Below are 21220 nucleotides of genomic sequence, written 5' to 3' on the forward strand. Positions count from 1 at the left end.
CCCGGTGACCGCGCACCCCCGGTTCGCGGCCCTGGGCCCGGACGACCGGGACGACGCCGACGCCGCGATCGGGCGCACGGTCGCCCGGGCGGTGGCCGACGCCGCCGCCGTGCTCCGCGGGGCCGAGGAGGTCGTCCTCCTCGGGCACGTCTCACCCGACGCCGACAGCCTGGGCAGTGCCCTCGCGCTCGGCCTGGCGCTGCACCGGCGCGGGACCTCCGTGCGGGTCTCCTTCGGTGTCCAGGACGGCGACGAGTCCGCACCCGAGTCCCTGCGCGCCCTCGACACCGAGGGCCTGCTGGTCCCGGCCTCGGCCGTGCCGGAGGCGCCGGAGGTGGTCGTCGCCTGCGACACCGCCGACCAGCGCCGCCTGGGCGTGCTCGCCGGGCGGATCGACGCCGCGGGCCGCTCCATCCTCGTCGACCACCACGCCTCGAACCCCGGGTTCGGCACCGTCCGTGTGCTGGACCCCCGCGCCGAGGCGACGGTGATGCTGGTCCGCCGCATCCTCGCCGAGCTCGGCACCCCGCTCGACCCCCTGATCGGCCGGTGCCTCTACGCCGGGCTGGCCACCGACACCGTCGGCTTCCGGATCGGCGGCCCGGGGCCGCACCGGCTGGCCGCCGAGCTGGTCGAGTCGGGGGTCGAGGTCGAGCCGCTGATGCGCGGGCTCGTCGACTCGCACCCCTTCGCCTGGCTGGGCGCGCTCGGCGGGATCCTCGCCCGCGCCGAGCTGGAGCCGGGGGTGCCGGCGGGCCGGGCCACGGTGCACGCCACGGTGCCGCTGGACGTCGTCCGGCGCTTCCGGCCCGAGGAGGTCGAGAGCGTGGTCGATCACGTCCGGACCGCCGTCGAGGCCGAGGTCACCGCGGTGCTCAAGCAGGTGGGGGAGGCCCGCTGGACGGTCTCGCTGCGCTCGAGGGGCGCGGTCGACGTCGCCGCGATCGCCGTCGGGCTCGGCGGCGGCGGACACCCGCGTGCCGCCGGGTTCACCCGCGACGGCCGCCGCGAGGAGATCCTGGCCGCGATCCTCGGCGCCGTGGCGGCCGGTGGACGATCCGGACGAATCTGACCCCTCACGTTCACCTCCGTCACAGGGTCGGGTGCGTACCCTCGGGCGCGACGAGGAGGACGACTTGACCGCTGAGCCCGCCCTCCCCGCCCCGTCCACCCGTTCGGGTGGCGTGGCCGGGAGCATCCCGACCTGCCCCGCACCGCCGTCCGCCGTCGGGCCGCGGCGGGCCTTCCTGGCCGCGGCCGTGCGCAGCCCGGGACAGATCGGCGCCGTGGCGCCGAGCTCGCCGAGGCTGGCCGACCTGCTGGCCTCGGTGGTCCCCACGCACGGCGCACCCACCGTCGTCGAGCTGGGGCCCGGCACCGGCTCGGTGTCCGCCGCGATCGCCGGCCGGTTGCCGGCCGGCGCCCGCCACCTGGCCGTGGAGCTCGACCCCCGCCTCGCGGCGTTCCTGCGCCGCACCCGCCCGGACATGGAGGTCGTCGACGGCGACGCCGAGCACCTGACCGGGCTGCTCGCCGCCCGCTCCGTGCCCGTCGTCGACGCGGTGGTGAGCGGGCTGCCGTGGTCGCTGTTCGGCGTCGCCACCCAGCGCGCCATCCTCGAGCAGGTCGCCACGGCGATCGGTCCGGCCGGGGCCTTCGCGACCTTCGCCTACACCCACACCGCGCCGATGACGACGGCCCGGCGGTTCCGCCGCCTGCTGGACGAGGTGTTCGACGAGGTGGTGGTCAGCCGGACGATCTGGCGCAACCTCCCCCCGGCCTACGCCTACGTCTGCCGCCGCCCCCACACCTGAGGGCGGTACCAGAGGGGACCGGCTCGCGGTCACCGCCCTGCCGACCGGCGTCCGGGCGGTCGCGGCCCCCGCGTCGTCGACCCGTTCGCCGGTGGCCGCCCGTAGGGCCGCACCGAGGTCGGCGGCGGCCGGCCCGGACAGCACGATCCGCCGGTCGACGGCCACCGCGGCCATCCCGCCCGGTTCGGTGTCCCGGTAGGTGCCCAGCACCAGGACGGGCGCCTCACCCACGTGCGCCCGGAGCGCCGCGAGCAGGCGCAACGAGTCCGGGTCCGCCCACAGCAGGTCGTCGAGGACGAGCAGGACGGGCGCGGCCGCGCGCAGGGCCGCGCCGACGGCGTCGAACACGAGGAAGCGGGCCAGCTCGGCGTCGCCGTCGGGCACGGTGAGCGCCTCGGCCCGGCCGAGCCGGCCCAGGAGCTGGGCCCACGGCCAGGAGGGCGGGGCACCGCCCTCGCGGGAGGGTAGAGCCGACACGCCCCCTCACGCGGCTCCCGAGGCCCGCTCGAGCGCAGTATGGATCCATGACGCGGTTCAGAGGGCGGCCCGGCAGCAGTATGGATCCATAACGCCTGCCCGGAGGCCGTTCGAGTGCGCTGTGGAACCATGGCCGGGTGAGTTCGCCCGATCACGAGGGGGTGCCCGCCCGGCAGGTCCTCCGACTCGCGGCGCAGGCGTTGCCCGTGCTGGCCGCGGAGCCGCTCTACGTGCTGGTCGACACCGCCGTCGTCGGGCGGCTGGGCGCGGTCCCGCTCGCCGGGCTGGCCGTCGCGGGCGTGCTGTTCGCGCAGGTCACCACGGCGCTGAACTTCCTGTCGTACGGCACCACCGCGCGCTCGGCCCGGCTGCACGGGGCGGGCCGGCGGCCCGAGGCGGTCGTCGAGGGGGTGCAGGCCACCTGGGTGGCGCTCGCCGTCGGGCTGCTGGTGCTCGGCGTCGGCCAGCTCGTGGCGCGGCCGGTCGCGGACGCGCTCGGCGACGGCGGCGCGGTCGCCGACGCCGCCGTGAGCTGGCTGCGGATCGCGCTGTTCGGGGCGCCGCTGATCCTCGTCACGCTCGCCGGGAACGGCTGGATGCGCGGCGTGCAGGACACCGCCCGCCCGCTGCGCTACGTCCTCGCCGGCAACGGCCTGTCCGCCGTGCTCTGCCCGGTGCTGGTGCACGGGCTGGGGTGGGGCCTGGAGGGTTCCGCCGTCGCGAACGTGGTGGCGCAGGTCGTCGTCGCGGGGCTGTTCCTGGTCGCGCTCGGCAGGGAGAAGAAGGCGCACCCGGAGGTGTCGCTCCTCCCGCACCTCGCACTGATCCGCGCGCAGCTGTCGATGGGCCGCGACCTGATCCTGCGCACCGCGGGCTTCCAGATCTGCTTCCTGTCGGCCACGGCGGTGGCGGCGCGGTTCGGGGCGTCGGCGGTGGCCGCGCACCAGGTCGTCCTGCAGCTGTGGAACTTCCAGGCCCTCGTCCTCGACGCCGTCGCCATCGCCGCCCAGGCCCTCGTCGGCGCCGCGCTGGGCGGGGGCGGGGCCGAGCACGCGAAGGGCGTGGCGGCCCAGGTGATCCGGTACGGGCTGATCCTCGGCGTGGTGTTCGCGGGCGTGTTCGCCGCGCTCTACCCGGTGCTCCCCGGCCTGTTCACCGGCGACGCGGCCACCCTGGACACGATCCCGCAGGCGTGGTGGTTCTTCGTCGCGCTGCAGCCCGTGGCGGGCGTGGTCTTCGCGATCGACGGCGTGCTGCTCGGGGCCGGCGACGCCGCGTTCCTGCGGACGACGACCCTGCTCGCGGCCCTCGGCGGCTTCCTCCCGCTGATCTGGATCTCGCTCGTGGCGGGCTGGGGGCTGGTCGGGATCTGGACCGGCCTGTCGGTGTTCATGCTGATCAGGTTCGTGGCGGTGGGCCTGCGGACGCGGTCGGGACGGTGGGCGGTGCCGGGCGCGGTGCTGGGTCCGGCGGAGAACCCGCAGGCAGGCTGACCCGGAAGAGCGTCCCGGGCGCGCGCGGCACCACCTCGACCGACCCGCCGAGCCGGCGCACGATCCGCGCGACCAGCGCCAGCCCGATCCCGCGCGGTCGGTCCGGCCGGGCCTCCTTGGTGGAGAACCCGTGCTCGAAGACGTCGTCGGCGGCCTCGGGCGGGATGCCCGGCCCCGAGTCGGCGACCTCGAGCACACCGTCGGTGAGGTGCACCTCGACCCACGGGTCCGGGGAGCCCTCCGCGGCGTCGAGGGCGTTGTCGACGAGGTTGCCGACGAGCGAGACGAGGTCGTCCGGGCCGAGCGGGACGGGGTCCTCGGTCTCGTCGTGCACGGTGAAGGCGATCCCGCGCTCGCTCGCGGTCCACGCCTTGTCGGTGAGCAGCGCGGCCAGCACCGGGTCGTGCACGGTGTCGAGCACCGGGCCGCGCGCCCGGTAGACGGCCGCGGTGCCGGCCCGCAGCGCGTCGTCGGTGTCGCCGAGCTGCACGAGGGTGAGCACGGTCTGCATCCGGTTGGCGAACTCGTGGGCCTGCCCGGCGAGCGCCCGCGCCCGGTCCCGCGCTGCGTCACGCTCGCGCAGCACCCCCGACAGCTCCGTGCGGTCCCGCAGGGTGACGACGCGGGTGCCGTCACCGGCGCGCGGCCCGGCCGCGGTGCGGGAGAGCAGCAGGACGCGCTCGCCCGCGAGCGTGAGGGTGTCGCGCACGTCCTCGACGCCGCCGGTGGCCAGGCGCGTGACCGCCCGCAGCGCGGGGTCCACGCCCAGTTCCACCAACCGTCGTCCCTCCACCGGCTCGTCGGCGGTGAAGCCGAGCAACCGACGCGCCTCGGCGTTGAGCACCACGACCCGGCCGTCCCGGTCGAGCACCATCAGGCCCTCGCGGACGGCCCGCAGGACGGCGTCGTGGTGGGTGTAGGCCGCGGCGATCTCCTCGGGCTCCAGGCCGAGGGTCTGCCGCCGCACGCGCCGGGCCAGCAGCCAGGCGAGGAACGCCCCGAGCGCCACCGCCGCCGCGGCCACGGTGAGGATCCACGGCAGCTCGCGCGCCACCAGCGCGCTGATCCGGGTCTCCAGGACGCCCACCGACACCAACCCGACGACCTGGCCCCGGTCCCTCACCGGGACCACGGTGCGGACGGACGGCCCGAGGGTGCCGGGGTAGTCCTCGGTGTGGGCGCGACCGGCGCGGGCCTCGGCGATCGAGCCGACGTACACCCCACCGATGCGGTCCGGCTCGGCGTGGCTGTACCGCACGCCGTCGGGCGTCATGATCACGACGAAGGCGGTGCCGGTCGCGACCCGCACCCGCTCGGCCAGGGGCTGCAGGGTCCGGGAGACGACGACCGGATCGCCCCCGCCCGCCACCGCCGCCACCACGGCCGGGTCGCCCGCCACGGACTGCGCGGTCGCCAGGGTGAGCCGGGCCGCCGCGGCGGACTCGAGCTCGCGGGCCCCCAACACCCCCAGCGCCGCGACCCCGCCGACGGTCACCAGCACCGTCACGAGCTGCAGCAGGAGCAGCCGGCTGACGAGGCGGGAACCGCGGCGGGGTCGGGGGGACACGCCGGCGATTGTGCTACCGGACGGTCTCGTGGGTCGCGCTGCTCTCCTCGGTCAATCCGGTGGGCGGCAGGGTCGTGCCGGTGCCGGTGACCCGGCCGGTGCGCTCGGTGGCGACCTCGTAGCCGCCGGCGCCGACCGCCGCGAGCTCCTTCGCGGACTCGTCCTCCTCGGCCCGCGAGCCGTGCTCCAGCTCCATGGCCTCGTCGACCAGCGACGGGTCGTCGAGCACCGCCTTGAGCCGCTCGCGGTCGAGCTCGCCGTTCCAGCGGGCGATGACCAGGGTCGCCACGACGTTGCCGATGCAGTTGGTCAGCGCGCGGCCCTCGCTCATCACGCGGTCGATGCCGATGATCAGCGCGATGCCGACGGCGATCGCCTCCGCCGAGAAGAACTCGCCGCCGAAGGCCTGCAGCGACGCGGCCAGCGTGACCAGACCGGCGCCGGTGATGCCCGCGGCGCCCTTCGACGTCAGGACCATGAGCAGGGCGAGGCCGATCTGCAGGGCGATCGGCAGGGACTCGTTGCCCGCCTGGATGATGAACAGCGCACCCAGGGTGAGGTAGATGCAGGTGCCGTCGAGGTTGAACGAGTAGCCGGTCGGGATGACCAGGCCGACGGTCTGCTTCGACGCGCCCGCCGCCTCCAGCTTGGTCAGCAGGCGCGGCAGCACGGACTCCGACGACGAGGTGCCGACGATGATCAGCAGCTCGTCCTTGATCAGCCGGATGACCTTGAGGATGTTGAACCCGGCCCACCAGGACACGAGCCCGAGCACCGCCACGACGAAGAACGCGCAGGTCCCCCAGAAGACGCCCATCAGCGTGACGAGGTTGGTCAGCGACGACGCGCCGAACTGGGCGACGGTGTAGGCCATGCCGCCGAACGCGGCGACCGGCGCGGCCCACATGATCAGCGTGATGATGCCGAAGACGACCTTGGCGATCGTCTCGATCGAGCCGACGACCCGCGTGCGCAGCGGCGCGGCCAGCAGCGACACGGAGCAGGCGGTGAGGATCGCCAGCACCAGGACGCGCAGGACCTCGTTCTCGACGAACGGGCCCAGGAAGCTGGTCGGGAGCAGGTCGTCGAGGATGAAGCCGGTGAGCCCGGTGTCCTGGCCGCCCTTGTCGATCTGTCCCGCGGCGGAGGCCAGCGCGGACTCCGACGGCCGGCCCTGGAAGCCGGAACCCGGCGCGAAGACGTTCGCGGCGACCAGGCCGAGGGTCAGGGCGACGACCGTCGCGACCAGGAAGTAGAACAGCGCCTTGAGTGCGAGGCCGCCGGCCCGGGCCAGGTTGCCGATCGAGGCGATGCCCACGACGACGGTGCAGAAGATGACCGGCGCCACGATCACCTTGATCATCTGGATGAAGCCGTCGGCGAGCCACTTGGCGCCCTTGGCGGCGTCGGGCGCCACGAGCCCGAACACCACGCCGAGGACGATGCCGACGATGACCCAGAACCAGAGCTGGGTGAAGAAGCGCCTGCGAGGTGCGGCTTCGGTTGATGTCACGTGTCGTCCTCCTCGACGTCCGGTACGGGGGAGCACGCTAGGAACGCGACCGGCGCCGAGTCAGGGCGTAGGCGGTCATAATTGGGCCGGGCTTGAGGTTCCGCGGGACGGGGCAATCCGGGTGAGAGCACTTCTGGTCGAGGACGACACCGTCCTCGGCGGCGCGGTGGCGAAGGCCCTCGGCGCCGCGGGTTTCCGCGTGCGGCACGTGACCAGCGGGGCCGCGGCGCTCGCGGCGGTGCGCGAGTCCGAACCGGACGTCGTGCTCCTCGACATGGGGCTGCCCGACCGGGACGGGATCGGGGTGTGCCGCGGCATCCGGGAGGTCTCGCGGGTGCCGATCCTCGCCGTGACCGGCCGCGGGGCGGTGGAGGCCCGGGTCAGCGGGCTGCGCAACGGCGCGGACGACTACATCGTCAAGCCGTTCCTCGTCGAGGAGCTGCTGGCCCGGATCGACGCCGTGCTGCGCCGCACCCGCGGCCTCGGGGTGGCGCCCGCCGTCGTGGCCGGGGACGTCGAGATCGACCTCGCCCGCCGCGCGGTCACCGTCGCCGGTGCCGAGATCGCCTTGGCGCGCAAGGAGTTCGACCTGCTCGCGGCGCTCGCCCGCCGCGAGGGCGCCGTCGTCGCGCGCGACGAGCTGCTCGACGAGGTGTGGGGGACCACCGACTCCTCCGCGCGCCGCACCCTGGAGGCGCACGTGGCGCTGGTGCGGTCCAAGCTGGGCCGGCCGGAGGTGATCGTCACGGCACGCGGCGTCGGGTACCGGCTCGGCAGGTAGGGTCGCCGCTCGTGCCCAGGGACGACTCCGCAGGCTCCGTGTCCGCGCCCGGACCCGGGCTGGTGATCGTGGACAAGCCCGGCGGGATGACCTCCCACGACGTCGTCTCCCGGCTGCGGCGCATCCTGCGCACCCGGAAGGTCGGCCACGCCGGCACCCTCGACCCGATGGCCACCGGCGTGCTGGTGTGCGGGGTCGAGCGGGGCACCAAGCTGCTCGGGCACCTCGCGCTCGACACCAAGGGCTACACCGCGACCATCCGCCTCGGCGCCACGACGACCACGGACGACGCCGAGGGCGAGGTCGTGTCCTGCGCCGGGGCGTCGGGCGTCACCGATGCGGCGATCGCGGCGGCGATGGCCGACCTGACCGGCGAGGTCCTGCAGGTCCCGTCGTCGGTCAGCGCGATCAAGATCGACGGGAAGCGGGCCTACGCGCGGGTGCGGGCGGGCGAGACCGTGGAGATCCCGGCGCGGCCGGTCACCGTCTCGGACTTCACCCTGCGCGAGCGCCGCGGCGCGGACCTGGACGTGGTCGTGGAGTGCTCGTCGGGGACGTACGTGCGGGCGTTGGCCCGGGACCTGGGGGCGGCGCTGGGGGTCGGCGGACACCTGACCGCGTTGCGGCGCACCCGCGTCGGCCCGTTCGACCTGACCCACGCGCGCACGCTGGCGGAGCTGGAGGCGGCGCCGGGGCTGTCGCTCGACCTCGCCGCAGCGGTGGCGACGGCGTTCCCGCGCCGGGACGTCGACGCCGGCGGCGCGACGGACGTCTCGCACGGCAAGCGGCTGCCCGCGGCCGGCCTGACCGGCACCTACGGCGTCTTCGCGCCGGACGGGCGCGTGCTGGCGCTCATGGCCGACGCGGGGGGCGCGGCGAGGCCGGTCGTGGTGCTCGCCCCGGCCGGGTCGTGAGCAGGCGGGTTCCGTAGGGTGGCGATCGTGGAGCGGTGGCGTGGACTCGAGGCCGTGCCGTCGGGGTGGGGCCGCAGCGTCGTGACCATCGGGGTCTTCGACGGCGTGCACCGCGGGCACCGGCAGCTGATCGAGCGGGCGGTCGCCCGGGGCCGGGAGCGCGGCCTGCGCAGCGTCGTCGTCACCTTCGACCCGCACCCCGCCGAGCTGGTCCGCCCCGGCTCGCACCCGGCGGCGCTGACCACCCTCGAACGCCGGGCCGACCTGGTCGAGGAGGCGGGGGCGGACGCGTTCTGCGTCATCCCGTTCACGAACGAGCTGGCGCACATGAAGCCGGCCGAGTTCGCGCACGAGGTGCTGGTCGACACCCTGCACGCCGCCGTCGTGGTGGTGGGCACCAACTTCACCTTCGGCTACAAGGCCGCCGGCGACATCGCCACCCTGTCCGAGCTGGGCGTCCGGTTCGGCTTCCAGGTCGAGGCGCTGGACCTGATCACGGACGACGGGGTCACCTTCTCCTCCACCTACATCCGCTCGTGCATCGACGCGGGCGACATGGCGGCCGCCGCCGCCGCGCTCGGGCGGCTCCACCGGGTCGACGGCGTGGTCGTGCACGGCGACAAGCGCGGCCGCGTGCTGGGCTTCCCGACCGCCAACGTCGCCTGCGCCGCGCACACCGCCCTGCCCGCCGACGGCGTCTACGCGGGCTGGTTCCTGCTCGGCGAGCGGCGGTTGCCCGCGGCGGTGTCGATCGGCTCCAACCCGACCTTCTCCGGCAAGGTCCGCACCGTCGAGGCCTACGTGCTCGACGTCGACGAGGACTTCTACGGCCACGAGGTCGGCATCGAGTTCGCCCACCGGCTCCGCGGGCAGGAGCGGTTCGACGGCGTCGGCCCCCTCGTCGAGCAGATGAACGCCGACGTCGAGCGGACGCGGGAGCTGCTGGGGGTCTGAGACCCCGCCCCGGCACCCGATCGGGTGGGCCTGCCGGTCCGGCGCGGTTCCCAGCGCCGACTTCCCGCGTTCCGCCACGAGGAGCACGGCCGGGATGCCAGCATCGGGGCGTGGAGATCGACCGGCTGGCCGAGAACCGTGAGCGACAGCGGGCGTTGTACGGCGCGCCGCTCGCCGAGCGGGTGCACCGGATGATGCGGGTCCTGGGGATCACCCAGGGCACGGTCGCCGCGACGCTCGGGATGAGCCCGGCGATGCTGTCGCAGCTGGTCAGCGCGAAGCGCGTGAAGATCGGTGATCCGGCCGTCCTCGCGCGCCTGCTCCTGCTCGACGAACGGTGCGCCGGTGGGCCCGTCGCACCGGAGGCGGTGCCGACGCTGCTGGAGCAGGTGCGCGGCGCGTCGCCGGAGTGGAGCGCGCTGCTCGCCCGGCCGGTCCCCGCCGTCCGTCCCGGCACCGACCCGCGCCCGACCCGGCCGGTCCCGCGCCCCGGGCTCCCGCGCGACCCCGCCCTGCTCGCCGCCGAGGCGCTGCGCCGGGTCGCCGGGCCCACGCAGCTGGTCGCCGCGGCGTCGACCCTCGCCGCGACCTTCCCCGAGCTCGCCGCCCTCCTGCGCCGGGCCGCCGCCGCCCGCTGAGCCCGCCGAGACCCGCCGAGCCCGCCGGAACCCGCCGCGCACCTCGGCCCGCCGGCCCGCGCCGCGCCGTCCCCACCCGTCCTGACCGGCGGCGATCCCCGGGTACCCGGAGGGGGAGGGGCTCGCGCTGGTAGCCTCTGTGCCGGGTCCGGCTGCAGTCCGTGGCGGCCGCGACCAGCTTCCCGCCCCGACGCGGTCGCCCACCACGGTGAGCGCGTGGCCCGGGTGCGGGCCCCACGGACGTCACCACACGAAGGAGCACCACCGCAGTGGCACTCACCGCCGCAGAGAAGAAGACCATCCTCGACGAGTACGGCGTCCACGAGGGCGACACCGGCTCGCCGGAGGCGCAGGTCGCGCTGCTCACCAAGCGCATCAGCGACCTGACGGAGCACCTCAAGCAGCACAAGCACGACCACCACTCCCGCCGCGGCCTGCTCCTCATGGTCGGCCGCCGCCGCCGCCTGCTGAAGTACCTGGCGTCGGTCGACGTGCAGCGCTACCGCTCGCTCATCGAGCGGCTGGGCCTGCGCCGCTGACCCGGTCCGGGGCCGGGGCGGTGTGAGCCGCCCCGGCGACCCGGCGCACAACTGAAGAACGACCCACTCCCGCCACCGCGCCCCATGATCCGCCGGTCCTCGGTAGTGGTTCCCGGAGGGAAGACTCCGGGGGCTTCGATCGAAGACCGGCTCCGCGGAGGATCCGGCGAGGTGGCACAGGCTCTTCACGAAGGAGAGACACCACTTCATGTCAGACCTCGAGAACGACGGCGTCCACGAGACGACCGCAGTGATCGACAACGGGAGCTTCGGCTCCCGCACCATCCGGTTCGAGACCGGGCGCCTCGCGCGCCAGGCCGCCGGATCCGTCGTCGCCTACCTGGACGACGAGACCATGCTGCTGTCCGCCACCACGGCGTCGAAGCAGCCCAAGGAGCACTTCGACTTCTTCCCCCTCACGGTGGACGTCGAGGAGCGGATGTACGCCATCGGCAAGATTCCCGGCTCCTTCTTCCGCCGCGAGGGTCGTCCGGGCACCGACGCGATCCTCACCTGCCGCCTGATCGACCGGCCGCTGCGCCCGTCGTTCGTCGACGGCCTGCGCAACGAGATCCAGATCGTCGTCACGGTCCTCTCGCTCGACCCGCAGGACCCGTACGACGCGCTCGCGATCAACGCGGCCTCCGCGTCCACGCAGCTCGCCGGTCTGCCGTTCTCGGGCCCGATCGGCGGCGTCCGCGTCGCGCTGATCGACGGCCAGTGGATCGCGTTCCCGCAGCACGAGGACCTGCAGCGGGCCGTGTTCGACATGGTCGTGGCCGGCCGCATCGTGGGCGACGACGTCGCGATCATGATGGTGGAGGCCGAGGCCACCACCGAGACGATCGAGCTCGTCGCCGGTGGCGCCGCGGCGCCGACCGAGGAGGTCGTCGCGCAGGGCCTGGAGGCGGCCAAGCCGTTCATCCGCAGCCTGTGCGTGGCCCAGCAGCAGTTGGCCGAGGTCGCCGCCAAGCCGACCCGCGACTACCCGACGTACCCGGCCTACCAGCCCGACGCGTTCGAGGCCGTCGAGAAGGCCGCGAGCGTCGACCTCGCCGCCGCCCTGGCGATCGGCCCGAAGCAGGAGCGCGAGGCGAGGACCGACGAGGTCAAGCTCGCGGTGCTCGAGTCCCTCGGGGCGCAGTTCGAGGGCCGCGAGAAGGAGCTCGGCGCCGCCTTCCGGTCGCTGAACAAGAAGCTCGTGCGCCAGCGGATCCTCCGGGAGAAGGTCCGCATCGACGGTCGTGGGCTCACCGACATCCGGCCGCTCTCGGCGGAGGTCGAGGTCGTCCCGCGGGCGCACGGCTCGGCGCTGTTCGAGCGCGGCGAGACCCAGATCATGGGCGTCACCACGCTGAACATGCTGCGCATGGAGCAGCAGATCGACTCGCTGGGTCCCGAGACCCACAAGCGGTACCTGCACCACTACAACTTCCCGCCGTACTCGACCGGTGAGACCGGCCGGGTGGGCTCGCCCAAGCGCCGCGAGATCGGCCACGGCGCGCTGGCCGAGCGGGCCCTGCTGCCCGTGCTGCCCACGCGCGAGGAGTTCCCCTACGCCATCCGCCAGGTGTCCGAGGCGCTCGGCTCCAACGGCTCCACGTCGATGGGCTCGGTCTGCGCCTCGACGATGTCGCTGTTCAACGCCGGTGTGCCGCTGAAGGCGCCGGTCGCGGGCATCGCGATGGGTCTGGTGTCCGACACGGTCGAGGGCGCGACCCAGTACGTCGCGCTCACCGACATCCTGGGCGCGGAGGACGCGTTCGGCGACATGGACTTCAAGGTCGCCGGCACGAGCGAGTTCGTCACCGCGCTGCAGCTGGACACCAAGCTCGACGGCATCCCGTCGGAGGTCCTCGCGGCCGCGCTGAACCAGGCCAAGGACGCCCGCCTGACCATCCTCGAGGTGCTCGGCGAGGCGATCGACGGGCCGGACGAGATGAGCACCTACGCGCCGCGGGTCACCGCGATCAAGGTGCCCGTCGACAAGATCGGCGAGGTCATCGGCCCGAAGGGCAAGATGATCAACTCGATCACGGAGAAGACCGGCGCGGACATCTCCATCGAGGACGACGGCACGATCTACGTCGGCGCCGCCGACGGCCCCTCGGCGGAGGAGGCGATCGGCATGATCAACGCCATCGCCAACCCGCAGCTGCCGAAGATCGGCGAGCGGTTCCTGGGCACCGTCGTCAAGACCGCCGCCTTCGGCGCCTTCGTCTCGCTGGTCCCGGGCAAGGACGGCCTGGTCCACATCTCGAAGCTCGGCAACGGGAAGCGGATCGGCAAGGTCGAGGACGTCGTCAAGGTCGGCGACAAGATCCGCGTCGAGGTCACCGACATCGACAACCGCGGCAAGATCAGCCTCGTCCCGGTGCAGGAGGAGGCCGCGGGCTCCGGTGACGACGCCGCCCCGGCCGACGCGCCGGCGGGTGACGAGACCGAGCCGGCCGAGGTCTCCAGCTGAGCACTCGCGCGGCGGAGGAACGGCACTCCCGTGCGGCAGGTCCGCACGGGAGTGCCGTTCCTGCCTCCCCGGAGGGCGTGGCGGGTGCGGCCGAGGCGGCCGGGGTGGCACGCGCGGAGCTGCCCGGCGGCGTGCGCGTGCTCACCGAGCAGGTACCCGGCGTGCGGTCCGTGGCGCTGGGCATCTGGATCGCCGTCGGCTCCCGGGACGAGCGCCCGGACCAGGCCGGCGCCGCGCACTACCTGGAGCACCTGTTGTTCAAGGGCACCGGGCGGCGCACCGCGCAGGGGATCGCCGAGGAGATGGACGCGGTCGGCGGCGAGCTGAACGCGTTCACCGCCAAGGAGCACACCTGCTACTACGCGCACGTCCTCGACGAGGACCTGCCGCTGGCGCTCGACGTCCTCGCCGACGTCGTCACCAACGCCGAGCTCGCGCACACGGATGTCGAGCTGGAGCGCGGGGTCGTCCTCGAGGAGATCGCCATGCGCGACGACGACCCGGAGGACCTGCTCGGCGAGCTCTTCGACGAGACCGTCTTCGGTGCGCACCCGCTCGGCCGGCCCGTGATCGGCTCCGAGGGGTCGATCCGCGGGATGAGCCGGGAGACGCTGCACGACTTCTGGCGCGGGGAGTACACGACCCCGCGGATGGTCGTCGCCGCCGTCGGCAACCTCGATCACGGGCACGTCGCCGACCTGGCGGCGAAGGCGCTGGGCGACGGGGCGGAGGCGGCCCCGGCCGATCCGCGCCCGGCCGGCCGCGGGCGCCTGCCCGCCCGCCGGACGCTCGCCCTGCGCAGGGACGACTCCGAGCAGGCGCACCTGATGCTCGGCGTGCCCGGGCTGGACCGGCACGACGAGCGCCGCCCCGTCCTGGCGGTGCTCAACGCCGCCCTCGGCGGTGGGCTGTCCTCGCGGCTGTTCCAGCAGGTCCGCGAGCAGCGCGGGCTGGCCTACCAGGTGTACTCCGCGCAGTCCTGCTACGCCGACGCCGGCACGTTCGCGGTCTACGCGGGGTGCGCACCCGAGCGGCTCGGCGAGGTCGTCGCGGTCGTGCGTGACGTCCTGGCCGGGGTCGCCGCCGAGGGGCTCACCGAGTCCGAGGTGGTGCGCGCCAAGGGCTCGCTGCGCGGGGGCACGGTGCTCGGGCTGGAGGACACCGCGTCGCGGATGAACCGTCTGGGCCGCTCCGAGCTCGACCACGGCCGGCAGCGCAGCATCTCCGAGACCCTGGCGCGCATCGAGGCGGTCACGCCCGCCCACGTCGCCGATCTCGCCGCCGAGCTGCTCGCGCAGGATCTCACGGCCGCCGTCGTCGGCCCCTACGCCACCGTCGACGACCTCCCCGCCGCTCTCCACGACCTGGCGTAGTCCCGCGAGTCGGGCTGTGGGCTTCCGCGAGTCGCGTTGTGGGCTTCGGCGAGTCGCGTTGTGGGCTTCGGCGAGTCGCGCTGTGCTCCCGTGACTCGTGTGGCCCGGAGGTGCCGACCCGCCGGGGTGATCTCGGTAGGGTCGGCGGCGTGGTGACGGCGCTGGTCGCGGGGCTGCTGGTCCTGGTCGGGCTGGTGGGGATCGTCGTCCAGGTGCTGCCCGGGCTGATCGTGGTGCTGGTGGGCGTGGCGGTGTGGGCCGTCCCGCGCGGTGACGCGCTCGGGTGGTGGGTCCTCGGCGTCGCCGGTGGGCTGCTGGTCCTCGGGTCGCTGGCGAAGTTCCTGGTGCCCGGCAAGCGACTGCGCGACGCCGGCGTGCCCGGGCGGAGCCTGCTGGCGGGCGGCGTGCTGGGGGTCGTCGGGTTCTTCGTGATCCCGGTCGTCGGGCTGTTCCTCGGCTTCGTGCTGGGCGTCTACCTCGCGGAGCTCGCCCGGCTCCGCAGCTCCGCGAAGGCGTGGCCGTCGACGCGACACGCGCTCTCGGCCGTCGGATGGAGCATCCTCATCGAGCTCGCCGCGGGGCTGCTGATGACCGCGGCCTGGGTGGCGGGCCTCGTCCTGGCGTGACCCGAGGAGCCGCTCCGGCCCCGGACCGCGCGCTCGTCCCGCCGCTCGACGCCGCGGCGGCCGGCAACCCGGAACCGACACCGGCCGCCTAGGCTCGCGCCGTGACTGCGATCCGGGTGGCGGTGCTGGGGGCGAAGGGGCGCATGGGCTCCGAGGCGTGTGCGGCGGTGCGCGGCGCCGACGACATGGAGCTCGTGGCGGAGGTCGGCTCGGCCGACCCGGTCTCGGCCGGGGACGAGGCCGCGGTCGTGGTGGACCTGACCCGGCCCGACGTCGTCATGGACAACCTCCGGCACGTCCTCGAGCGCGGGCAGCACGCCGTGGTCGGGGTGTCGGGGTTCGACGCCGAGCGGCTGGACACGGTCCGCGGCTGGCTCGCCGACAAGCCCGCGCAGGGCGTGCTGATCGCCCCGAACTTCGGGGTGGGCGCCGTGCTGGCCATGCACTTCGCCGCGCAGGCCGCGCGGTTCTTCGAGTCGGCCGAGATCGTCGAGCTGCACCACGAGCGGAAGGTCGACGCGCCCTCCGGCACCGCCGCGCGCACCGCGTCACTGATCGGCGAGGCGCGGGCCGCCGCCGGGCTCGGCCCGGTGCCCGACGCCACCACCAGCGACCCGCTCGGCGCCCGCGGGGCCGAGGTCGACGGCATCCACGTGCACGCCGTCCGGATGCCGGGGATGGTCGCCCACCAGGAGGTCATCCTCGGCGGCTCCGGGGAGGTCCTGACGATCCGGCACGACTCGATGAACCGCGCGTCGTTCATGCCGGGCGTACTCCTGGCGATCCGCGCGGTGCCCCGGCGACCGGGCCTGACGTTCGGTCTGGAACCCCTGCTCGGCCTGTGACCGGGCCGGCTCAGCGCAGTTCGAGGTCCAACGGGCCCGTGTACCGGACCTCGCGCACGGTGCCGCTGCCGGTGTCGAGGGTCCGCACGGCACCGTCGGCGGCCCAGCCGGCGCGGGTGTAGAAGGCGCGCGAGGCCGTGTCGGCCTCGGGGACCCAGGCCCGGCCGTGCTCCGAGCCGGCCCTGCGCAGGGCGACCCCGGCCACGGCGAGCAGCCGGCCGCCGTGCCCGCGCCGGCCCCACCGCGGTTCGACCAGCAGGGCGCTGATCTCGGCGATCGTCAGCCCGTCCTGCCCCGCGTAGTGCGCGGCGGCGCAGAAGCCGACCGTCCGGTCGCCCTCGATCGCCACGAACACGTGGAACGGATCGCCCGCCGCCACCGCGTCCTGCCAGGCCTGCCGGGCGCCGTCGCTGTTCAGCCGGTCCAGCGCGGCCTCGGGAACGATCCCCACGTAGGCCACGCGCCAGGTCTCGGTCTGGATGCGGACGATCTCGCCGACGTCGGCGGCGACGGCGGGGCGGACCGAGGCGTGTGCCATACGGACATTCGTACCGGGTCCCGGCGTGATGCCCGACACCGGCCGCGGAGTTGGCCCGGCGCACGCCGACATGGCAGCGTGCGAGGACGTGAACGATCGTCCGTCCGACGCCCGGACGGCCTGGGTGGCGCTCTCGCTCGTCTACCTCCTCTGGGGCTCCATCTACCTGCTCAACCGGCTGCTCATCACGGACGTGACCCCGCTGCTCGCCGGGGGGTTCCGGTTCCTGGCAGCGGGAGTGGTGCTCGGCCTCGTGGTCGTCGTCGTCGGCGGTCCGCGCGGGCTCCGGATGACGCGGGCCCAGCTGCTGACGACCATGCTCTCCGGGCTCCTGCTGCCGGCCTGGGGGAACGGCCTGGTCGCCGTGGCGCAGACCCAGATCCCGTCCGGGCTGGCGGCGCTGCTGCTGGCCGTGGTGCCGCTCTACATCGCCGTGCTGCGCACCGTCTTCGGCGACCGGCCCGGTCCGGCGACGCTGCTGGGGGTGTTCGTCGGCCTCGTCGGGCTGGGGGTGCTGGTGCTGGCCGGACCGGGCTCGGGCGGCACCGCCGGGAGCGCCTGGTGGGGACCCTGGCTGGTCGTCCTGGCCGGACTGGGCTGGGCCTCGGGCACCTACGCGACGACCCGGCTGCCGGTCCCGCCGAACCCGTTCGGGCTGGCCACCGTGCAGATGATCACCGGCGGGCTGATCATGGTCGGGGTCGGGACGGCGACCGGCGGCCGGGTCGACCTCGGTGCGCTCCCGGCTGCCACGTGGTGGGTCTGGGCGGCGGCCGCGGTCGCCACGCTGGGCGGGTTCAGCGCCTACGCGATCGCACTGCGCGGGCTACCGGTGTCGACGGTCGCGACCTACGCCTACGTCAACCCGGTGATCGCCGTCCTGCTGGGGGTCCTGCTGGTCGACGAGCGGTTCTCCGCCCTGCAGGGTTTCGGCGGCGTGATCGTGCTCGTCGCGGTGGTGCTGGTGGTGCGGGCCGAGCGCCGCCCCACGGGGGCGCCGGACGAGCTCACCGCCGAGCCGCTGCCCGACCGGCCGCCCGCGCGCTGAGGTCCGCGGCGCCGCAGGCCCGGAAACTGTCGGTGCGGCCTGGCAGCATGCCCCTCGTGAGGACGATCTCGGCCGACGTCGCGCGGCGGGCCGCGCTGGCGGCGCAGGGCTTCGCCGGGCCCCGGCCGTCGGGCCCGGTGACCCGGCGGCACCTGCAGCGGGTCCTCGGCCGGATCCGGCTGCTGCAGCTCGACTCGGTGAACGTCGCGGTGCGCGCGCACTACGTGCCGGTCTTCAGCCGGCTCGGCGCCTATCCGCGCGACCTGGTCGACGGGGCGGCCTGGCACCACACCGCGCGCCGGCCGCGGCTGCTGGTCGAGTACTGGGCGCACGAGGCGAGCCTGCTGCCGGTCGAGGACTGGCCGCTGCTGCTGTCCGGGGCGAAGCGGCCGGGCTGGTGGCGGCACTACGCGGGGCTCGCCGACCGCGAACCGGCGCTGGTGGCGGACGTGCTCGACGCGGTCAAGGAGCTCGGCCCGGTCGGCGCGGGGACGCTGGAGACGGCCCTGGGCGGGGCCGCGGGGAAGCCGCGGCCGCCGGGGGTGTCGTGGTGGGAACGGTCCGACGTCAAGCGGATCTGCGAGTATCTGTTCGGCCTCGGCGCGCTCACCACCGGTACCCGGGTCAACTTCCGGCGGCTCTACGACCTCCCGGAGCGGGTGCTGCCGCCGGAGGTGCTCGCCGCCCATCCGATGGACCACGGCGAGGCGGCCCGCGGGCTCGTCGGGCGGGCCGCCCGGGCGCTCGGGATCGCGACCGAGCCGGACCTGCGGGACTACTACCGCCTGGGGCCCGCGGAGTGCCGCCGGGCGGTCCACGAGCTGGTCGAGGCCGGGGAGCTCGAGCCGGTCGCGGTGCGGAGCTGGCGCGCGCCGGCCTACCGGGCGCCGGGCGCGGCGGTGCCGCGGCGGATCGAGGGGCGTGCGCTGCTCTGCCCCTTCGACCCGCTGATCTGGGAGCGCGAGCGCACCGAGCGGATCTTCGGCTTCCGGTACCGCATCGAGATCTACGTGCCCGAGCCGAAGCGCGAGTTCGGCTACTACGTCTTCCCGTTCCTGCTCGACGGCGAGCTGGTCGCCCGCGTGGACCTCAAGGCGGACCGGGCTGCCGGGGCCCTCCGGGTCCGTGGCGCGTTCGCCGAGCCGGGTGCGGACATGCCGCGGGTGGCCGCGGAGCTGGCCGCCGAGCTGCGGCACATGGCGGAGTGGCTCGGGCTCGAGGGAGTGGTCGTGGGAGAGCGGGGTGATCTCACGGACGCACTGGTCGGGGCGCTGGGGTGAGTGGTGGTGGGTCCGACCGCTCAGGCCGCAGCGGTGGCGGCGCGCGTGATGAGGACGTCGCCGCTGCCCGTGCGACCCGTGATCCGCAGCGGCGGGGCCTCGGCCGGGGCGACCGCACCCACGTCGAGGTCGCTGCGTGCGCGACCCGAGCCGGAGGTGAGGTCGAGCTCGGCCGAGACGCCCGAGTGGACCCCGACGCGGATCGATCCGGAGCCCGTGGTGAGGTCGAAACGACCGGCGAAGGCGTCGGCCACCTCGACGTCGCCGGAGCCCGACTTCAGCGTGAGGTCGGCGTGCACCTCCCCGAACGACACGTCGCCGGACCCGGCCTTGACGGTGGTCGGGCCGCCGAGGGCGGCGGCCGCGATCCCACCCGATCCGGTGCGCAGCCTGGCGTCCGCACCGACGAGCCCGAGCTCCACGCGACCCGAGCCGGTGGTGACCTCCAGAGCGCCGGTGACCTCGTCGAGCCGGGCGTTGCCCGAGCCGGTGCGGACCGCGGCCCAGCCGGAGCGGCCGGTCACCGTGACGTCCCCGGCGCCCGTCCGCACGGCGAGCCGCGAGCGGGCCGGCGCCCAGACGGTCACGACGAGCGGCACCACGCGGAGCGGCAGCTCCGGGGTCGAGCGCACCACGAGCCGTCGCGCGGTCTCGCTCCAGCTGAGCTCGGCGGCCCGGACCGCGGCGGCACCCGGGTCCGGGCCGACATCCCCGCCCGCGGAGCCGAGCCAGTTGAGGATCCCGGTGATCCCCTGCTCCCAGGGGCTGTCGGCGGCCGGGTCGTGGCGCACCTCGACGCGGACCTCGGTGGCGTCGTCGTTCAGCTCGATCCGCACCCGCCCGACGTCGATCGCGACCTCGAGCTCCGCCGGTTCCGAGCAGTCCCACCCCTGCTGGCGGACCAGGTCCTCGTTCGGTTCGGTCATCGCGCTCACCCCTGCACCCATCCCCGGAGGCGCCCGTCGCCGCCGTCCGTGTCCTCCCGGCCGCTCCGTCCCTCGGGCCGCGGCCAGCCCCGGCCGCGCTGCTCCCAGCGCCGCTGCTTGCCCGCGAGCGCCCCCTGCACGGCCTGGGAGACCCAGGAGTTCAGTGAGACGCCCTGCTGGGCCGCGGCCTGTTCGGCCTGCGCCTTGATCTGCTCGACGAGCCGGAGCGTGATGCGGCTGATGTCGCCGGCGTCGCCCGGGCCGGGCGGGGCGAAGCGCGGCGGCTCCTGCTCGTGCTCGTCCGCCGCGCCGGAGACGGCCACCCGGACGTCGCGGCCGTCGAGGCGGACCTCGACGGTGCGGTCACCGAGCGCCTCGGTGACTTCGGCGGCCAGGTCGGAGAGGGCGTTCATGATCGCGAGACGGGCCGCCGGCCCGATCGCCGCGCCGAGGAGCGCCGCCGTGCGCCGGGTCTGCTCGTCCCCCGCGGCGGCGGCGGAGGCGAGATCCTCCCGCAGTTGCGCGACGTACTGGCCGATGTCCATGACGCCATCATGGCGTCATGCCTGACGTCACGCAACCGGTATGGTGGCGTCACGCCGACGCCGGGCCGATTCCGTCGGTCCCGCCGGTTACGCTGCCGACCATGCCGCAGACCGTCCCGCCGAAGGTCCAGCTCGTCGCCAAGACCGAGTTCCTCCCGCCGGCCGACGTTCCGTGGGAGACGGACGCGGACGGTGGGCAGGCGCTCGCGGAGTTCGCCGGTCGGGCGTGCTACCAGTCCTGGAACAAGCCCAACCCGCGCACCGCCACGAACGCGGGCTACCTGCGGCACATCCTCGAGGTCGGGCACCTGTCGGTGCTCGAGCACGGCACGGTCACCTTCTACCTCAGCGGCGTCTCCCGCAGCCTCACACACGAGCTGATCCGGCACCGGCACTTCTCGTACTCGCAGCTCTCCCAACGCTATGTGCCCGAGCGCGACGCCGCGATGGTCGAGCCGGAGGTCATCGCCGAGGACCCCGAGCTCCACCAGATGTTCCTCGACGCGGCGGACGCGTCGGTGAAGGCGTACGAGCAGCTGCTCGAGGGCTTGGAGAAGCGCTTCGCGGACGTCCCGAACGCCACCCTGCGTCGCAAGCAGGCGCGGCAGGCGGCGCGGGCCATCCTGCCCAACGCCACGGAGACCCGGATCGTCGTCACCGGCAACTACCGGGCCTGGCGGCACTTCATCGGGATGCGCGCCACGGAGCACGCCGACGTGGAGATCCGCGCGCTGGCGATCGAGTGCCTGCGACAGCTGCAGGCCGAGGTGTCGAACGTCTTCACCGACTTCGACATCCAGAAGCTCGACGACGGCACCGAGATCGCGAGCAGCCCGTTCGTCACGGAGGGTTAGCGGAGCGCCGCCCGACCATCGGTGGGGA

21 protein-coding genes are annotated in these 21220 nt (G+C 74.6%); 16 read left to right on the plus strand and 5 right to left on the minus strand.

Annotated elements, in window-relative coordinates; translation table 11 throughout:
- Window positions 1-67: 67 nt before the first annotated feature.
- The 4 genes from ACL02T_RS18920 (at window position 68) to ACL02T_RS18935 (ending at window position 3784) form a co-directional block, all read left to right on the plus strand.
- Entirely contained in the window at window positions 68-1072 is a 1005-nt protein-coding gene (locus tag ACL02T_RS18920; protein WP_412832176.1) for a DHH family phosphoesterase, read from the plus strand.
- 187 nt (window positions 1073-1259) lie between these two features.
- Entirely contained in the window at window positions 1260-1814 is a 555-nt protein-coding gene (locus ACL02T_RS18925; RefSeq protein WP_412832177.1) for a class I SAM-dependent methyltransferase, read from the plus strand.
- A gap of 231 nt (window positions 1815-2045) precedes the next feature.
- Window positions 2046-2282, plus strand: coding sequence for a hypothetical protein (locus ACL02T_RS18930; protein WP_412832043.1), 237 nt, complete (start codon window positions 2046-2048; stop codon window positions 2280-2282).
- 146 nt (window positions 2283-2428) lie between these two features.
- Complete coding sequence (locus tag ACL02T_RS18935; protein ID WP_412832044.1) at window positions 2429-3784, plus strand: MATE family efflux transporter; 1356 nt, start codon at window positions 2429-2431, stop codon at window positions 3782-3784.
- On the opposite strand, the gene ACL02T_RS18940 is transcribed toward ACL02T_RS18935, so the two are convergent.
- Together ACL02T_RS18940 and ACL02T_RS18945 are read right to left on the minus strand one after the other, a co-directional pair.
- Window positions 3690-5351, minus strand: coding sequence for a sensor histidine kinase (locus ACL02T_RS18940; RefSeq protein WP_412832045.1), 1662 nt, complete (start codon window positions 5349-5351; stop codon window positions 3690-3692). The two genes, ACL02T_RS18935 and ACL02T_RS18940, sit on opposite strands and share 95 nt — an antisense overlap.
- A gap of 13 nt (window positions 5352-5364) precedes the next feature.
- Window positions 5365-6864 carry a cation:dicarboxylate symporter family transporter gene (locus ACL02T_RS18945; protein WP_412832046.1) on the minus strand — a complete coding sequence of 500 codons (1500 nt, stop codon included), beginning with the start codon at window positions 6862-6864 and terminating at the stop codon, window positions 5365-5367.
- 121 nt (window positions 6865-6985) lie between these two features.
- Between ACL02T_RS18945 and ACL02T_RS18950 the strand changes: the two genes are divergently transcribed.
- From ACL02T_RS18950 to dapB, 9 genes are all read left to right on the plus strand, one after another.
- The gene (locus ACL02T_RS18950) at window positions 6986-7645 is read left to right on the plus strand and encodes a response regulator (RefSeq protein WP_412832047.1); all 660 of its coding nucleotides are present in this window, start codon (window positions 6986-6988) and stop codon (window positions 7643-7645) included.
- Between the two features lie 11 nt (window positions 7646-7656).
- The gene (gene truB / locus ACL02T_RS18955) at window positions 7657-8559 is read left to right on the plus strand and encodes a tRNA pseudouridine(55) synthase TruB (RefSeq protein WP_412832048.1); all 903 of its coding nucleotides are present in this window, start codon (window positions 7657-7659) and stop codon (window positions 8557-8559) included.
- A 27-nt stretch (window positions 8560-8586) separates the two neighbouring features.
- The gene (locus ACL02T_RS18960; protein ID WP_412832049.1) at window positions 8587-9513 is read left to right on the plus strand and encodes a bifunctional riboflavin kinase/FAD synthetase; all 927 of its coding nucleotides are present in this window, start codon (window positions 8587-8589) and stop codon (window positions 9511-9513) included.
- 110 nt (window positions 9514-9623) lie between these two features.
- Window positions 9624-10151, plus strand: a complete 528-nt coding sequence (locus ACL02T_RS18965; RefSeq protein ID WP_412832050.1) for an XRE family transcriptional regulator — start codon at window positions 9624-9626, stop codon at window positions 10149-10151.
- Between the two features lie 269 nt (window positions 10152-10420).
- On the plus strand, window positions 10421-10690 hold the full coding sequence (rpsO, locus tag ACL02T_RS18970; RefSeq protein WP_345384592.1) for a 30S ribosomal protein S15: 270 nt from the start codon (window positions 10421-10423) through the stop codon (window positions 10688-10690).
- 208 nt (window positions 10691-10898) lie between these two features.
- Complete coding sequence (locus tag ACL02T_RS18975) at window positions 10899-13157, plus strand: polyribonucleotide nucleotidyltransferase (RefSeq protein WP_412832051.1); 2259 nt, start codon at window positions 10899-10901, stop codon at window positions 13155-13157.
- 77 nt (window positions 13158-13234) lie between these two features.
- Entirely contained in the window at window positions 13235-14530 is a 1296-nt protein-coding gene (locus ACL02T_RS18980; protein ID WP_412832052.1) for a M16 family metallopeptidase, read from the plus strand.
- Between the two features lie 149 nt (window positions 14531-14679).
- Window positions 14680-15156 carry a DUF456 domain-containing protein gene (locus ACL02T_RS18985; protein ID WP_412832053.1) on the plus strand — a complete coding sequence of 159 codons (477 nt, stop codon included), beginning with the start codon at window positions 14680-14682 and terminating at the stop codon, window positions 15154-15156.
- 101 nt (window positions 15157-15257) lie between these two features.
- Window positions 15258-16001, plus strand: coding sequence for a 4-hydroxy-tetrahydrodipicolinate reductase (dapB, locus tag ACL02T_RS18990; RefSeq protein ID WP_412832054.1), 744 nt, complete (start codon window positions 15258-15260; stop codon window positions 15999-16001).
- Window positions 16002-16011: 10 nt separating this feature from the next.
- Here dapB and ACL02T_RS18995 read toward each other — a convergent pair whose 3' ends face one another.
- Complete coding sequence (locus ACL02T_RS18995; protein ID WP_412832055.1) at window positions 16012-16539, minus strand: GNAT family N-acetyltransferase; 528 nt, start codon at window positions 16537-16539, stop codon at window positions 16012-16014.
- Between the two features lie 88 nt (window positions 16540-16627).
- On the opposite strand from ACL02T_RS18995, the gene ACL02T_RS19000 reads away from it, so the two are divergent.
- Together ACL02T_RS19000 and ACL02T_RS19005 are read left to right on the plus strand one after the other, a co-directional pair.
- Window positions 16628-17587: an EamA family transporter gene (locus tag ACL02T_RS19000; protein ID WP_412832056.1), complete on the plus strand. Its 960-nt coding sequence runs from the start codon at window positions 16628-16630 to the stop codon at window positions 17585-17587.
- A gap of 47 nt (window positions 17588-17634) precedes the next feature.
- Window positions 17635-18867 carry a winged helix-turn-helix domain-containing protein gene (locus ACL02T_RS19005; protein WP_412832057.1) on the plus strand — a complete coding sequence of 411 codons (1233 nt, stop codon included), beginning with the start codon at window positions 17635-17637 and terminating at the stop codon, window positions 18865-18867.
- A 20-nt stretch (window positions 18868-18887) separates the two neighbouring features.
- Here the strand turns inward: ACL02T_RS19005 and ACL02T_RS19010 are convergent, their stop codons facing one another.
- Both ACL02T_RS19010 and ACL02T_RS19015 read right to left on the minus strand, forming a co-directional pair.
- Window positions 18888-19793 (minus strand): DUF4097 family beta strand repeat-containing protein, encoded by a 906-nt coding sequence (locus ACL02T_RS19010; RefSeq protein ID WP_412832058.1) that lies wholly within the window; start codon window positions 19791-19793, stop codon window positions 18888-18890.
- 5 nt (window positions 19794-19798) lie between these two features.
- The gene (locus ACL02T_RS19015) at window positions 19799-20338 is read right to left on the minus strand and encodes a toxin-antitoxin system HicB family antitoxin (protein WP_412832059.1); all 540 of its coding nucleotides are present in this window, start codon (window positions 20336-20338) and stop codon (window positions 19799-19801) included.
- A 101-nt stretch (window positions 20339-20439) separates the two neighbouring features.
- Here ACL02T_RS19015 and thyX point away from each other — a divergent pair, with 101 nt between their 5' ends.
- Window positions 20440-21192 (plus strand): FAD-dependent thymidylate synthase, encoded by a 753-nt coding sequence (gene thyX, locus ACL02T_RS19020; RefSeq protein WP_412832060.1) that lies wholly within the window; start codon window positions 20440-20442, stop codon window positions 21190-21192.
- Window positions 21193-21220: the final 28 nt, after the last annotated feature.

It is taken from the genome of Pseudonocardia oceanicola (assembly GCF_047200735.1).
GTDB lineage: Bacteria > Actinomycetota > Actinomycetes > Mycobacteriales > Pseudonocardiaceae > Pseudonocardia.

Bases quoted from the DNA above. Each gene is read 5' to 3' on its own strand.
- ACL02T_RS18975 (WP_412832051.1), top strand. From the start codon at position 10,899: ATGTCAGACCTCGAGAACGACGGCGTCCACGAGACGACCGCAGTGATC.
- ACL02T_RS18995 (WP_412832055.1), bottom strand. From the start codon at position 16,539: ATGGCACACGCCTCGGTCCGCCCCGCCGTCGCCGCCGACGTCGGCGAG.
- ACL02T_RS19005 (WP_412832057.1), top strand. From the start codon at position 17,635: ATGCCCCTCGTGAGGACGATCTCGGCCGACGTCGCGCGGCGGGCCGCG.
- ACL02T_RS19010 (WP_412832058.1), bottom strand. From the start codon at position 19,793: ATGACCGAACCGAACGAGGACCTGGTCCGCCAGCAGGGGTGGGACTGC.
- ACL02T_RS19015 (WP_412832059.1), bottom strand. From the start codon at position 20,338: ATGGACATCGGCCAGTACGTCGCGCAACTGCGGGAGGATCTCGCCTCC.
- thyX (WP_412832060.1), top strand. From the start codon at position 20,440: ATGCCGCAGACCGTCCCGCCGAAGGTCCAGCTCGTCGCCAAGACCGAG.